14 protein-coding genes and 1 tRNA gene are annotated in these 12,815 nt (G+C 66.8%); 9 read left to right on the top strand and 6 right to left on the bottom strand.

The features are described from left to right. Nucleotides 1-34: 34 nt before the first annotated feature. The 3 genes from RMCN_RS21990 to RMCN_RS21980 all read left to right on the top strand — a co-directional run bounded on the left by RMCN_RS21990 (nucleotide 35) and on the right by RMCN_RS21980 (nucleotide 2,881). A complete protein-coding gene (locus RMCN_RS21990; RefSeq protein ID WP_067393729.1) occupies nucleotides 35-1,765 on the top strand; it encodes a DUF2339 domain-containing protein in 1,731 nt (576 codons plus the stop codon). A gap of 55 nt (nucleotides 1,766-1,820) precedes the next feature. Then, nucleotides 1,821-2,312, top strand: a complete 492-nt coding sequence (locus tag RMCN_RS21985; protein ID WP_067393704.1) for a Dps family protein — start codon at nucleotides 1,821-1,823, stop codon at nucleotides 2,310-2,312. Between the two features lie 119 nt (nucleotides 2,313-2,431). Continuing rightward, nucleotides 2,432-2,881: an SRPBCC family protein gene (locus RMCN_RS21980; protein WP_064416186.1), complete on the top strand. Its 450-nt coding sequence runs from the start codon at nucleotides 2,432-2,434 to the stop codon at nucleotides 2,879-2,881. On the opposite strand, the gene RMCN_RS21975 is transcribed toward RMCN_RS21980, so the two are convergent. Further along, on the bottom strand, nucleotides 2,856-4,157 hold the full coding sequence (locus RMCN_RS21975) for an adenylate/guanylate cyclase domain-containing protein (protein ID WP_084377658.1): 1,302 nt from the start codon (nucleotides 4,155-4,157) through the stop codon (nucleotides 2,856-2,858). The two genes, RMCN_RS21980 and RMCN_RS21975, sit on opposite strands and share 26 nt — an antisense overlap. Before the next feature lie 47 nt (nucleotides 4,158-4,204). Continuing rightward, nucleotides 4,205-4,281 (bottom strand) — tRNA-Leu (locus RMCN_RS21970). Nucleotides 4,282-4,373: 92 nt separating this feature from the next. Between RMCN_RS21970 and RMCN_RS21965 the strand changes: the two genes are divergently transcribed. The 6 genes from RMCN_RS21965 (at nucleotide 4,374) to RMCN_RS21940 (ending at nucleotide 10,263) form a co-directional block, all read left to right on the top strand. Further along, on the top strand, nucleotides 4,374-5,006 hold the full coding sequence (locus RMCN_RS21965; RefSeq protein WP_067393701.1) for a two-component system response regulator PdtaR: 633 nt from the start codon (nucleotides 4,374-4,376) through the stop codon (nucleotides 5,004-5,006). Nucleotides 5,007-5,193: 187 nt separating this feature from the next. Continuing rightward, nucleotides 5,194-6,408 (top strand): branched-chain amino acid ABC transporter substrate-binding protein, encoded by a 1,215-nt coding sequence (locus RMCN_RS21960; RefSeq protein WP_067393698.1) that lies wholly within the window; start codon nucleotides 5,194-5,196, stop codon nucleotides 6,406-6,408. A gap of 82 nt (nucleotides 6,409-6,490) precedes the next feature. Further along, nucleotides 6,491-7,537 (top strand): branched-chain amino acid ABC transporter permease, encoded by a 1,047-nt coding sequence (locus tag RMCN_RS21955; protein ID WP_064416183.1) that lies wholly within the window; start codon nucleotides 6,491-6,493, stop codon nucleotides 7,535-7,537. After that, a complete protein-coding gene (locus RMCN_RS21950) occupies nucleotides 7,534-8,703 on the top strand; it encodes a branched-chain amino acid ABC transporter permease (RefSeq protein ID WP_067393696.1) in 1,170 nt (389 codons plus the stop codon). The genes RMCN_RS21955 and RMCN_RS21950 overlap by 4 nt, the downstream gene beginning before the upstream one ends. Then, nucleotides 8,700-9,527 (top strand): ABC transporter ATP-binding protein, encoded by an 828-nt coding sequence (locus tag RMCN_RS21945; protein ID WP_064416181.1) that lies wholly within the window; start codon nucleotides 8,700-8,702, stop codon nucleotides 9,525-9,527. The genes RMCN_RS21950 and RMCN_RS21945 overlap by 4 nt, the downstream gene beginning before the upstream one ends. Next, a complete protein-coding gene (locus RMCN_RS21940) occupies nucleotides 9,511-10,263 on the top strand; it encodes an ABC transporter ATP-binding protein (RefSeq protein ID WP_067393693.1) in 753 nt (250 codons plus the stop codon). Before RMCN_RS21945 ends, RMCN_RS21940 begins: the two co-directional genes overlap by 17 nt. Nucleotides 10,264-10,276: 13 nt before the next feature. Here the strand turns inward: RMCN_RS21940 and RMCN_RS21935 are convergent, their stop codons facing one another. The 4 genes from RMCN_RS21935 to RMCN_RS21920 are packed head-to-tail and all read right to left on the bottom strand — an operon-like array spanning nucleotide 10,277 to nucleotide 12,795. Further along, a complete protein-coding gene (locus RMCN_RS21935) occupies nucleotides 10,277-10,501 on the bottom strand; it encodes a DUF167 domain-containing protein (RefSeq protein ID WP_064416307.1) in 225 nt (74 codons plus the stop codon). After that, nucleotides 10,498-11,172 (bottom strand): YwaF family protein, encoded by a 675-nt coding sequence (locus RMCN_RS21930; RefSeq protein WP_064416306.1) that lies wholly within the window; start codon nucleotides 11,170-11,172, stop codon nucleotides 10,498-10,500. Before RMCN_RS21930 ends, RMCN_RS21935 begins: the two co-directional genes overlap by 4 nt. Continuing rightward, a complete protein-coding gene (locus RMCN_RS21925; RefSeq protein WP_201028907.1) occupies nucleotides 11,162-12,376 on the bottom strand; it encodes a lipid-transfer protein in 1,215 nt (404 codons plus the stop codon). Before RMCN_RS21925 ends, RMCN_RS21930 begins: the two co-directional genes overlap by 11 nt. Next, a complete protein-coding gene (locus tag RMCN_RS21920) occupies nucleotides 12,358-12,795 on the bottom strand; it encodes a Zn-ribbon domain-containing OB-fold protein (RefSeq protein ID WP_067393691.1) in 438 nt (145 codons plus the stop codon). Before RMCN_RS21920 ends, RMCN_RS21925 begins: the two co-directional genes overlap by 19 nt. Between the last annotated feature and the right edge of the window lie 20 nt (nucleotides 12,796-12,815).

The following is a 12,815-nucleotide window of genomic DNA, read 5'->3' as shown; positions in this document are numbered from 1 at the left end:
TCCCGTGGCGCCGTCGCGCTGCGACGATGGCTGCATGACCGAACCGCAGCGTGCTGTTGTCGCCCGCCTGTCCGCTGACGTCGCCGCGATCTCCGCCTATCTGGCGCGGGTGTCGGCGGACCTCACCGAACTCGACCGGCAGCTGGCGTCGTCGCCACAATACGTGCCGCCCGCCTACACCGCGCCGCCGCAGTACCGGCCGCAACACGTTGAGCCCTTTGGGTATTCACCGCCAAAGCCCGCCCGGGACGAGGGCTGGATCGGCAAGCTGCTTGCGGTCGCCGGTGTCGCGGTGACGCTGATCGGGGTGGTGTTCCTCCTCGTGCTCGCCGCGCAGGCGGGGCTGTTGCGGCCGGAGATCCGCGTCGCGGCGGGGGCGGCACTGGCCGGGGGACTTGTGGGTGCCGGCTGGTGGCTGTACCGCAGGCCGGGCGGCCGCACCGGGGCGGTCGCCTTGACGGCGACCGGCATCGCCGCGGCCTACATGGACGTCATCGCGTTGACGACGATCTACGACTGGGTCTCTGCGCCCGCCGGACTGGTTCTCGCCGCACTGATCGGCGGCGGCGGGCTCACGTTGGCCAGGCGCTGGGACTCCGAGCAGCTGGGGCTGCTCGTGCTGGTGCCGTTATTGGTGCTGGCGCCGATCGTGGTCGGTGGTGTCACGCTGCTGCTCGTGGCCTTCATGCTTGCGCTGTCGGCGGCCTCGCTGCCCGTGCAGATCGGCAAGGACTGGCTCTGGCTGCACGCCGCCCGGATCGCGGCGGGCACGCTGCCGCTGTTGGTGGCGCTGCTCGGGGTGTACTTCGCCGACGGACGCGATCCGTGGCTGGTCGGGGCGTGTGGCATCGCGGCGCTGCTTGCGATCGCGGCCGCGCTCATCCTGCTGCCGGGTACGGCGAACAAGTCGGCGATGGCCGTGCTGACGGCCGCGGGGGTGCTGCCCGTGCTGTCGGTCGCGCTGGCCGTCGACCGCGTCGTCGCGGCGCTGATGGCGGCCGCACTGGCGGCCGGTCTGCTCGCCATCGTGCTCATCAGCGACCGGTTGCCGGGAGTCGACGGTGCGGTGCGGCGCATCTGGACGGTGCTCTCGGCGCTGTCGGCGCTGACCGCGGTGGTGGTGGCATTCGACGGCCCGATCGCGGGGCCGGTCCTGTTGGCGATGGCGCTGGTGGTCGCCACGGCAGGGCGGCAGCACGCCATGGCCAAGGCGGTCTCGATCGGCTTCGCAGCCGTCGGCGCCATCTACTACCTGAGCTGGGCGCCGCCGCACACGCTGCTGTGGGGAACGTCGACCAGCGCCGGGGTGGCCGCGTCGACGCTGATCGCCAGCATCCTGCTGATCGCGTGGTCGGTGACGATCGTGTGGGCGTTCGACCGCCGCAACTCCGCCTGGTGGGCGGCCGCCGCCGTCGTCGCGGGATACGCCGTCACCACCTTCGCCGTCACCACCGGCGTACTGATCGGTGGCACCGACAGCGGGTTCTATGCCGGTCACATGGCCGCGACCATCTGCTGGATCGGCCTGGCCGCCGCGTTGTTCGGCTACGCGGCGCGGCTGGGCCGAGCCGACCGGTCCGTTCCGATCGCCGGGGGACTGGCGCTGGTGGCCGCGGCGATGGCGAAGCTGTTCCTGTTCGACCTGGGCACCCTCGACGGCATCTTCCGGGTCGTGGTGTTCATCGTCGTCGGGCTGGTGCTGCTGGGCATGGGCGCCGGATACGCCCGTCTCCTGGAAAAACAGGACCAACAAAACAGCCTCTGACCAGGAAAATATGCTAAACTGGAATCAGTCCAAACAAGGAGGGGTTGTAGCGATCATGACCACCACAACACGTCGTTCAGAAGCAGATATCCAGGCATTCGAGGCCTCACCGGAACTCAGCGACAGCCTGCAGCGGGTTCTCGTCGATCTGGTCGAGCTGCATCTCCAGGGTAAGCAGGCGCACTGGAACATCGTCGGAACCAACTTCCGCGACCTTCATCTACAGCTCGACGAACTCGTCGATTTCGCCCGCGAGGGCAGTGACACCATCGCCGAGCGGATGCGCGCGCTTGAAGCATGGCCCGACGGACGGTCGGACACGGTCACCGCCGGCACCTCGCTGCCGCAGTTCCCCGCCTACGCGGTGAGCACGCAGGATGCGGTCGACCTGATCACGGGCCGGGTGTACGCCGCTGTCGACACGATGCGTCAGGTTCACGACGTCGTGGACGCCGAGGACCCGACCTCCGCCGACATCCTCCATCAGCTGATCGAAGGCCTCGAGAAGCTGGCCTGGTTGATCAAGTCCGAGAACCGCAAGGTCTAGAGACTGAACCACCGACGCCGCGACTGTGCGTTTCACAACGCCGGTCGCGGCGTTGTGCGTCTGCGATCGCACAGTCGCGCGGGTGAGTCGTTTTCCGCGATGCGGGTATATCTCCGGCCGTGACTGTGACACGCGATATTCACGCATCCCGTCAACAGGTTTGGGATGTCATGGCCGACGGGTGGACGTACTCGCAATGGGTGGTCGGCAACAGCCGGATGCGCGCCGTGGACCCGAACTGGCCGGCACCGGGATCCGAGATCCGTCATTCGGTGGGTGTCTGGCCGCTGCTGCTCGACGACAAGACCGTGGTCGAGAAGAGTGTGCCGCTCGAGGAGTTGGTGCTGCACGCCAAGGGTCGTCCGTTCGGTGGCGCGCGAATCATCCTGCGCCTGCACGACATCCCCGACGGCTGCCGGGTGGAGATGACGGAGTTCCCGGTGAGCGGTCCCGCGGCGGTCATGCCCAACAAGCTGACCGACATCGCCGTCTACCCCCGTAACCGGGAGACCCTGTGGCGGCTGGCCGCGCTGGCCGAGCGGCTCAAGCCGACTGAGGTCGAAAACTGAGCGGTTCGAGTTCCACCGCGTCGCGCACGGCCGCGTCGTCTCGACGTCCGACGAGGTACCACGTCGTCATGACGCCCTTGCCTTTGACCTCGACCTCGCCGCGAGGCTCGAGCACGAACGTGCTGCGTAGGCGTTCATACACGTCCTGGGGCACCTGAATGCGCCCCTCGACGTCGGTGGTCTCCATCCGGGATGCGACGTTGACCGCATCGCCCCACACGTCGTAAAAGAACTTGCGTGCCCCGACGACCCCGGCGACGACCGGTCCCGCGGCCAGACCGATTCGCAGGGGCACCTTGCGTCCGCGCGGGTCGCGCAGGTCGGCCACGGCGTCGGCCATGTCGAGCGCCAGGCAGGCCAGCGCTTCGAGGTGATCCGGGCGGGGGTGTGGCACACCGCTGACCACCATGTAGGAGTCGCCGCTGGTCTTGACCTTCTCCAAGCCGTGACGGTCGACGAGTGCGTCCAGATCGGTGTAGAGCCGATCGAGAAACCGCACCAGGTCGCAGGGATTGGTGTCGCTGGCCCGCTCGGTGTACCCGGCGATGTCGGCGAACAGTATCGATGCGTCGTCGTACCTGTCGGCGATGACCGTACGGGTGGGGTCCTTGAGCCGCTCGGCGATGGTCGCGGGCAGGATGTTGGCCAGCAGACGTTCGGAGCGCTCGTATTCGGCCTCCATCGCCAACCGCGCGCGACGGATCTCCCGTAGCGCGAACCACAGCGTGGCGACGACGAGGATCCATGCCGTGGCCACGGTGAGGATGAACGACGTCGTGCGGGCCCAGTCCGGTTGAATGCCGGTGTCTTCGGGGACGAAGAACTCCAGGGCCACCACCGTCACCGCGCCCAGCGCCGACAGCACCGATGCCAGCACGATGTGGTCGATGCCGAGGATGATCACCACGATCGCGGCCGCGACGACGAAGTAGAACTGCAGCCCCGACCCGGTGCCGAGCTGTATGCACTGGATCGCGATGGTCGCGTACGCGACGGCGAAGAACACCAGCGGCGCGACCAGCTCGCCGAATCGGCACAGCAGGGGGATGGTGGCGAACGCAACGGCGCTGACCAGGCTGAGGACCGGGATCCACCACACCTCGACGCCGACGAGCAGGCCCTGAAACCCGAAGAAGGCGCTGATGGCCGCGCTGATCATTGCGGTGACGTCGAGCACCCGGCGGCGTCGCACGGACCTTTCCGCGTGGTGCCGAACCCGGGCGGGCGTCCGGTTCTGTAGCGCCACTTCGGGCACGCAGACCGGCCGCAGCCTCATCTCCACGACTAGAGCGTAACGCCGAACGGGCTGGACCTGCCGATTTGTGGTGCCCTCGGTGAGACTCGAACTCACACTGTCACGATTTTGAGTCGTGTGCCTCTGCCAATTGGGCTACGAGGGCTCTGGTAGGTGTACGGCTCTGTTGCGCGGCTTACCACCTTAGATGATGCCCCGAACTCGCTGAACGGCACTGCTACCGCCACAATGGTTTCCATGGCAACCGCTGCTGGGGCACCACCCGACGCCGGGAAGGGCCGCCGCGTTCTCGTCGCCGAGGACGAAGCGCTCATCCGGATGGACTTGGCCGAGATGCTCCGCGAAGAGGGCTACGAGATCGTCGGTGAGGCCGGCGACGGACAGGAGGCCGTCGATCTCGCCGAGAGCCTCAAACCCGACCTCGTGATCATGGACGTCAAGATGCCCCGTCGCGACGGCATCGACGCCGCGGCCGAGATCGCCAGCAAGCGCATCGCGCCGATCGTCATCCTGACCGCGTTCAGCCAACGGGAACTGGTCGAACGCGCCAGGGATGCCGGCGCCATGGCCTACCTGGTCAAACCCTTCACCGTCACCGACCTCATCCCGGCCATCGAGGTCGCGGTGAGCCGCTTCGGGGAGATCGCCGCGCTGGAGCAGGAAGTCGCCACGCTGTCCGACCGGCTCGAGACGCGCAAGCTCGTCGAACGGGCCAAGGGTTTGCTGCAGGCCAAACAGGGGATGACCGAACCCGAAGCGTTCAAGTGGATCCAACGCGCCGCGATGGACCGGCGCACCACCATGAAACGCGTCGCTGAAGTGGTCCTCGAAACCCTCGACACGCCCAGCGATGCGTCGGAGCCGAGCTGACTTCCGCCCCGACGCCCGGTAAAAACTGCGTTTCCGGTGACGCGGTTTGATCGCGGCGACCGCGACGCGTCGTTCAACAGCGCGCACCAGCGCCGAGCGTTGGCTATGGTCTTCCCGGAACGTCGCCGCCCCCGCCCGCCGGGCTGAGGCGCCGGAGCCGACTAACACAACGACCCGGAGGTGAAGCGTGCGCGGTCGCGTGGCACGGAAAGCATTTGCTATCAGCAGCGCTGGTCTGGTTGTGCTCGGCATGGCCGGCTGCCAACAGGCCGAGCCGACCGAGGGCGGTGAGGCGCAGTCCGCTCTGAAGATCGTCGAGCAGGTGCAGATCGACGAGAGCGGGGCCGAGGTCAAGTCCGATGAGGGTGCCGCGCCCGCCGATCCCGCCGGTGACGGTAACGCGCAGTGCCCGCCGGTGTCGCTGGCCATGGCCGGAGCGCTCAACGGCCCCGACGCGGCATTGGGCATCAACATCAAGAACGGCATCCAGCTGGCGGTGGACAAGCACAACGCCGCGAACCCGGGTTGCCAGGTCCAGTTGAAGACCTTCGACACCGAAGGCGACCCGCAGAAGGCCACCCAGATCGCGCCGCAGATCATCAACGACGCGTTCACCATCGGCCTGATCGGTCCCGCCTTCTCCGGCGAGACCATGGCCACCGGCGACGTCTTCAATCAGGCCGGTCTCGTCGCCGCAACGGCCTCGGCGACCAACGTCACGCTGTCCGACAAGGGCTGGCGAACCTTCTTCCGCGGTCTGGGCAACGACGGCGTGCAGGGGCCTTCGGTGGCCAACTATCTGAAGAACACTCTCGGCCACAAGAAGGTCTGCGTGGTCGACGACAGCACGGACTACGGCCTGGGGCTGGGGCAGACCGTTCGCGAGACGCTCGGCCCGGTGGCCGACTCGTCCTGCAACATCTCGGTCAAGAAGGGCGACAAGGACTTCTCGGCGGCGGTCACCCAGATCAAGGGCGCCAACCCGGACTCGGTGTTCTTCAGCGGCTACTACGCCGAGGCGGCGCCGTTCGTACAGCAGCTGCGCGACGGCGGGTACGAAGGGACGTTCGCCAGCGCCGACGGCACCAAGGACCCCGAATTCGTGAAGCAGGCCGGCGACGCGGCCAAGGACGCCGTGCTGTCCTGCCCGTGCGGCCCGGCCACCGGCAGTTTCGCCGACGAGTACACCAAGAAGTTCAACCAGGAACCGGGCACCTACAGCAGCGAGGGCTACGACCTGGGCACCATCCTGCTGAAGGGCATCGACTCTGGCGCCATCACCCGGCCCGCGCTGCTCGACTTCGTCCGCAACTACAACGGTCGCGGCGTGGCCCGGCAGTACCAGTGGACCCCGAACGGTGAGCTGACCACCAGCTTGATCTGGATCTACAAAGTTCAATAGCCGCTGAGGCGAACGCGTCCGAGACCGCAAGGCTCGGACGCGTTTTCGCTAAAGGCCCGTTCCCGCGAGGAGCCGCCACCGGATGACCGGGATCCCACCCGAGTGCGTCGACCAGTACACCTGCTTGGCCGCGAACATCAGCTTCAACCTGGACGGGTTGCGAGACGGCTTCTGGCAGTTGACGATCGACGGCCTGTCGTGGGGCGCGATCTATGCGTTGGTGGCCGTCGGCTACACGTTGGTCTACGGCGTGCTCAAGCTGATCAACTTCGCGCATTCGGAAGTGTTCATGTTCGGCATGTTCGGGGCGTACTTCTGCCTCGACATGATCCTGGGTTTCACGCCCAGCGGTAACACCTACGACAAAGGCATCGCGCTGACGGTGCTGTATCTCGGTATCGCCATGCTGTTCGCGATGGCGGTGTCCGGCGCCACAGCCGTCGGCCTGGAGGCGGTGGCCTACCGGCCGCTGCGGCGACGGAAAGCCGACCGGCTGTCGTTTCTCATCACCGCGATCGGCATGTCGTTCGTGCTGCAGGAGTTCGTGCACTTCATCCTGCCGAAGATCATCGACGGGTACGGAGGATCCAACGCGCAACAACCGATCCGGCTCGTCGCGCCCGAAACCCAGTTCACGGTGTTCGGTTCCGCGGTCTCCAACATCACGCTGATCATCGTCGGTGCGGCGTTGGTCCTCGCCTTGATGACCGACCTGACCATCAACCGAACCAGGTTCGGGCGCGGGATTCGGGCGGTGGCCCAGGACCCGGACACCGCGACCCTGATGGGCGTCTCCCGCGAACGCATCATCATGACGACGTTTCTGATCGGAGGCCTGCTGGCCGGGGCCGCCGCGCTGCTGTACACGCTGAAGGTGCCGCAGGGCATCATCTACTCTGGCGGCTTCCTGCTGGGCATCAAGGCGTTCTCGGCCGCGGTCCTCGGCGGCATCGGCAACCTGCGCGGCGCCCTGCTGGGTGGGCTCCTGCTGGGCATCATGGAGAACTACGGGCAGGCCGTGTTCGGAACCCAGTGGCGTGACGTCGTGGCCTTCGTGCTGCTGGTCCTGGTTCTGTTCTTCCGACCGACGGGGATACTCGGGGAAAGCCTCGGGAAGGCGCGCGCATGAGGGCCAGCGAGAAGGTCTTGGCACCCGGCGACGCACTGCGTCGTTGGTGGGACGGGCTTTCCCGCGTACAGAAGTGGGGCTTCGGGCTGGTCGCGTTCGGCCTGCTCGCGCTGCTGCCGCTGTTCCCCCCGCCCTTCCTGGACACGCCGAACATCAGCTTCGGCGGCACCATGGCACAGTTCGCGATGGTGGCGATCATCGCGATCGGCCTCAACGTCGTCGTCGGCCAGGCAGGCCTGCTAGACCTCGGCTACGTCGGTTTCTACGCCGTCGGTGCGTATACCGTTGCGCTGCTGACCAGTCCGAACAGTCCATGGAACAAGATGGGCGCCACGGGATGGTTCAACGAGGATTGGGCGTGGCTGGCCTGTGTGCCGCTGGCGATGGCCATCACCGCACTGACGGGTCTCATCCTGGGTACGCCGACGCTGAGGTTGCGCGGTGACTATCTGGCGATCGTCACGCTGGGTTTCGGCGAGATCATCCGGCTCATGGCCGACAACCTCTCCGAGGTGACCAATGGGCCCCGCGGCCTCAACGAGGTCGCCTATCCGCGGGTGGGTGCCAGCGAACGCGTACCCGACGGCGTCTTCTCCAGCGGTAACTCCGCGGGCGACGCCAACTACGGGACGTGGTGGTTCTGGCTGGGCATCGTGCTGATGATCGGCATCCTGGTCCTGGTCGGCAACCTCGAACGCAGCCGCGTCGGACGTGCCTGGATCGCGGTCCGCGAGGACGAGGACGCCGCGGAAGTGATGGGCGTCAACACGTTCCGGTTCAAACTGTGGGCCTTTGTCATCGGGGCGGCGATCGGCGGGCTGTCGGGCGCGCTGTACGCCGGCCAGGTGCAGTTCGTGGCGCCGCCGACGTTCAACATCATCAACTCGATGCTGTTCCTGTGCGCGGTGGTGCTCGGCGGGCAGGGCAACAAGCTCGGCGTGGTGGTCGGTGCGTTCATCATCGTCTATTTGCCGAACCGGTTGCTGGGTGTGGAGTTCCTCGGCATCAACCTCGGCGACCTGAAGTACCTGTTCTTCGGGCTGGCCTTGGTGATGTTGATGATCTTCCGGCCGCAGGGCCTGTTCCCGGCACGAGCGCAGTTGCTGGCCTACGGCAAGGCCGCGCGCGACCTGCTGCGTTCGCCGGAGAAGGAGTCGGCGCGATGACCATCGAAGAGCTGGCGGGCGTCCACCGCGAGATCCAGGCCGCTGAGGGTGAAATCCTCTTGCGGACAACCGATCTCACAATGAAGTTCGGCGGGTTGACAGCCCTGGACTCGGTGTCGTTCGACATCCGCCGCGGTGAGATCCTCGGCATGATCGGGCCGAACGGCGCGGGCAAGACCACGTGCTTCAACGCGATCACCGGGGTGTACCGCCCCACGTCGGGCACGGTCACGTTCGACGGTGCGCCGCTGGGCCGGATCAAACGTCACCAGATCACCCGGCGCGGTATTGCCCGCACCTTCCAGAACATCCGGTTGTGGGGGGAGATGACGGCTTTGGAGAACGTCATGGTCGGCACCGACGCCCGGCACTTCACCTCGGTGCCGGGCGCGCTGGTCCGCTCTCCGCGTCACCGCCGCGAGGAGCGCTCGGCCATCGAAAGATCGGCGGCGCTACTGCATTTCGTCGGGATCGGGCACCGTGGCGAGGAGAAGGCCAAGAATCTGCCCTACGGCGACCAGCGCCGCTTGGAGATCGCGCGCGCACTGGCCACCGAACCGAAGCTGTTGTGCCTGGACGAACCGGCCGCCGGGTTCAACCCGCGCGAGAAGGCTTCCCTGATCGAGTTGATCCAGAAGATCCGCGACGACGGCTACACGGTGCTGTTGATCGAACACGATATGAGGCTGGTGATGGGGGTGACCGACCGCATCGTGGTGCTGGAGTTCGGGCGCAAGATCGCCGACGGCCTGCCTTCCGAGATCCGTGAGGACCCGAAGGTCATCGCAGCCTATCTGGGGGTGTCCGATGACGCTGTCGAGTGATCAGGCATCTGAACGACCCGTCATCCTCGAGTTGCGCGACATCGTCGTGCAATACGGAAGAATCCGTGCACTGCACGGTATCTCGTTGAAGGTTCACGAGGGTGAGCTCGTCACGCTGCTCGGTTCCAACGGCGCCGGTAAGACGACCACCATGCGCGCCATCTCGGGGCTGCTGCCCCTGACGGCGGGCTCGATCTGGTTCGAAGGTCGCGACATCAGCAAGGTCAAGGCCCACCAACGCGTGATCGAGGGACTGGTGCAGGCGCCCGAGGGGCGCGGCGTCTTCCCGGGGATGACGGTCGTGGAGAACCTCGAAATGGGTTGCTACGGCCGCAGGTTCCCTTCCCGCTCCGAGCACAAGCAGCGGCTGGACTGGATCCTGGAGACGTTTCCGCGCCTGGCCGAGCGGCGTAGCCAGGTCGGCGGCACGCTGTCGGGTGGTGAGCAGCAGATGCTCGCGATCGGCCGTGCTTTGATGGCCAGGCCGCGGGTGCTGCTGCTCGACGAGCCGTCGATGGGCCTGGCACCGATGGTGATCTCACAGATCTTCAAGATCATCGCCGAGATCAACGCCCAGGGCACCACCGTGCTGCTGGTGGAACAGAATGCGCAGCAGGCACTGAGCCGCTCGGACCGGGCCTACATCCTGGAGACCGGTGAGGTCACGCGCACCGGGAACGCCCGAGAGCTGTTGAGCGACGACAGCATTCGCGCCGCCTACCTCGGCGTCGCCTGACCTGACTTTGCGCTCAACGCTCGATTGTGAAGCGCTTGATCCGCGACGTTGTGCCGGAGACCAGTGTGACCCTGCTTGGCGCGACCCCGAAATGTTCGGCAAGCAGCTTGGTGACGGCCTTGGTGGCCTTACCGTCGACGGCGCGCTCACGCACGTACACCGTCAGCTCGCCGGCGTCGTCGACCTCCACCAGCGGACCCTTCGCGCTGCCGGGCTTGACCCGGACGACGACGATCATCGCCGCACCCAGGGCCATGTCATCAACGCCCACACGGCGAACACCAGCGCGGCGGTCACCACGACGTACACCGGCCACGGCCCCAGGATGTCCAACGCCGACGCGGTATCCGGTTTGTAGTTCGTGAAGCCGTAGTTGGTGTCGGCGATCCTGTTGAACACGACGGTCACCACCGCCCACACGCTGGTGACCGCCACCGCCAGGCGGTAGTCGCGCCAATCGGGCCGCATACCGCGGCCCCACGTCAGATAGATCGCCGCCCACACCACGAGCAGGTGGATCGCGTAGAAGGCCAGGAAGCGGTAGTGCGGAAAGTCGGGGCCCCGCAACACCGGTGAGATCAGCGCCTGCACGCTCAGCACCAGACCCCAGTAGTAGGTGAGTGCATACGCCCACTGCCGTCGGGACCACAGTGCGTAGGCCGCGACGACGGTCGCCAGGTCGGTGAGCTGAAGCGGCACCGAACCGGCCAGCGTCGGCGGCACCAGGTTGTAAACCAGGATCGCGGCGTAGATCAGCGCCGTCAGCCCGCCGAGCGCACGGCCCCACCGCTGTGCCTGGGCATCCGTCTGTCTGCGGCCCGTCCACACCAGCACGACGGCGCCGGCCACGAACACGGCGATGGCGCCCCAGTACGAGGGGCCGTACGGTTCGAACTGCCTAGCGAGCAACAATCACGGACGAGCCGTGCCCGAACAGGCCCTGGTTGGCGGTGACGCCGACCTTGGCACCCTCGACCTGGCGGCCGGTCGCCTGTCCCTTCAGCTGCCAGGTCAGCTCGCACACCTGCGCGATGGCCTGCGCCGGAATGGCTTCGCCGAAACACGCCAGGCCGCCGGACGCGTTCACCGGGATCTTCCCGCCGATCGCCGTGGCACCGCTGCGCAGCAGTTGCTCGGCCTCCCCCTTGGGGCACAGACCCAGATGCTCGTACCAGTCGAGTTCCAGCGCGGTGGACAGGTCGTACACCTCGGCCAGGCTCAGGTCCTCCGGGCCGATACCGGCCTCGGCGTAGGCGGCGTCGAGGATCTGGTCCTTGAACACTCGCTCGGGCGCATTCACCACTGCCGTGGAATCGGTTGCGATGTCCGGCAATTCGGGCAGATGCTGCGGGTACTGCGGTGTCACCGTGCTGATCGCGCGCACCGACGGCACCCCGTCGACCGAGCCCAGATGCTTCTCGGCAAACGACTTGCTCGCCACCACCAACGCGGCCGCGCCGTCCGACGTCGCGCAGATATCAAGCAGCCGAAGGGGATCGGAGACCACCGGGCTGGCGAGCACGTCGTCGATCGTGGCTTCCTTGCGGTAGCGCGCGTTCGGGTTGTCCAACCCGTGCTTGGCGTTCTTCACCTTCACCGCGGCGAAATCCTCCAGCGTGGCCCCGTAGAGGTCCATGCGGCGGCGAGCCAGCAGGGCGAAGTAGACGGTGTTGGTGGCACCGATCAGGTGGAAGCGTTGCCAGTCGGGGTCGTTCTTCCGCTCGCCGCCGACCGGGGCGAAGAAGCCCTTCGGGGTGGTGTCGGCGCCGATCACGAGCGCCACATCGCAGAATCCGGCGAGGATGTGAGCGCGGGCGCTCTGCAGTGCCTGCGAGCCGCTGGCGCACGCGGCGTAACTCGAGGACACGGGCACACCGTTCCAGCCCAGCTTCTGCGCGAACGTCGAGCCGGCCACGAATCCTGGATAACCATTGCGGATCGTGTCGGCCCCCGCGACGAGCTGGATCTGACGCCAATCCAGACCCGCCTCGGCCAGCGCCGCCCGCGCGGCCACGACGCCGTACTCGGTGAAGTCGCGGCCCCACTTCCCCCACGGGTGCATGCCGGCGCCGAGGATGTACAGCGGTTCGGGACTCATGAGGCGGGCCTCCATGCGTAGACGACACGTTCGACGCCGTCGTCGTCGACGAACAACGGCATCGTGGTCAGTTCCATCTCCATCCCGACCTTCAGGTCGGCGGCCAGGGTGCCCTCGACGACCTTGCCGAGCACGATCAGGCCCTCGTCGGCGAGCTGCACCGCGGCAACGGCGAAGGGCTCGAAGGGATCCGGCGCGGGATACGGCGGCGGGGGAGCGTAACGGTTCTCGGTGTAGCTCCACAGGGTTCCGCGCCGCGACAGCGGAACCTGCGCCAGTTCGTCACCGTCGCATGCCGGGTTGGGGCAGTTGTTGGCGCGGGGCGGGAAAACGTAGGTGCCGCACTGGTGGCATTTGCCGCCGATCAGATAGGGCTCTCCGGACCCGGCGGTGGCGAACCAACCGTCGATCGCGGGCTGAGTGGAAGCTGACACCCGCTCAGAGTACCGAGTGG

Source organism: Mycolicibacterium novocastrense (assembly GCF_001570485.1).
In the GTDB taxonomy this organism is placed as follows: domain Bacteria; phylum Actinomycetota; class Actinomycetes; order Mycobacteriales; family Mycobacteriaceae; genus Mycobacterium; species Mycobacterium novocastrense.
Note: the sequence above shows the minus strand (reverse complement) of the source record. Positions and strands in the feature narration are given on the sequence as shown.

Bases quoted from the DNA above. Each gene is read 5' to 3' on its own strand.
- RMCN_RS21990 (WP_067393729.1), top strand. From the start codon at position 35: ATGACCGAACCGCAGCGTGCTGTTGTCGCCCGCCTGTCCGCTGACGTC.
- RMCN_RS21985 (WP_067393704.1), top strand. From the start codon at position 1,821: ATGACCACCACAACACGTCGTTCAGAAGCAGATATCCAGGCATTCGAG.
- RMCN_RS21975 (WP_084377658.1), bottom strand. From the start codon at position 4,157: ATGAGGCTGCGGCCGGTCTGCGTGCCCGAAGTGGCGCTACAGAACCGG.
- RMCN_RS21965 (WP_067393701.1), top strand. From the start codon at position 4,374: ATGGCAACCGCTGCTGGGGCACCACCCGACGCCGGGAAGGGCCGCCGC.
- RMCN_RS21955 (WP_064416183.1), top strand. From the start codon at position 6,491: ATGACCGGGATCCCACCCGAGTGCGTCGACCAGTACACCTGCTTGGCC.
- RMCN_RS21950 (WP_067393696.1), top strand. From the start codon at position 7,534: ATGAGGGCCAGCGAGAAGGTCTTGGCACCCGGCGACGCACTGCGTCGT.
- RMCN_RS21945 (WP_064416181.1), top strand. From the start codon at position 8,700: ATGACCATCGAAGAGCTGGCGGGCGTCCACCGCGAGATCCAGGCCGCT.
- RMCN_RS21940 (WP_067393693.1), top strand. From the start codon at position 9,511: ATGACGCTGTCGAGTGATCAGGCATCTGAACGACCCGTCATCCTCGAG.
- RMCN_RS21935 (WP_064416307.1), bottom strand. From the start codon at position 10,501: ATGATCGTCGTCGTCCGGGTCAAGCCCGGCAGCGCGAAGGGTCCGCTG.
- RMCN_RS21925 (WP_201028907.1), bottom strand. From the start codon at position 12,376: ATGGAGGCCCGCCTCATGAGTCCCGAACCGCTGTACATCCTCGGCGCC.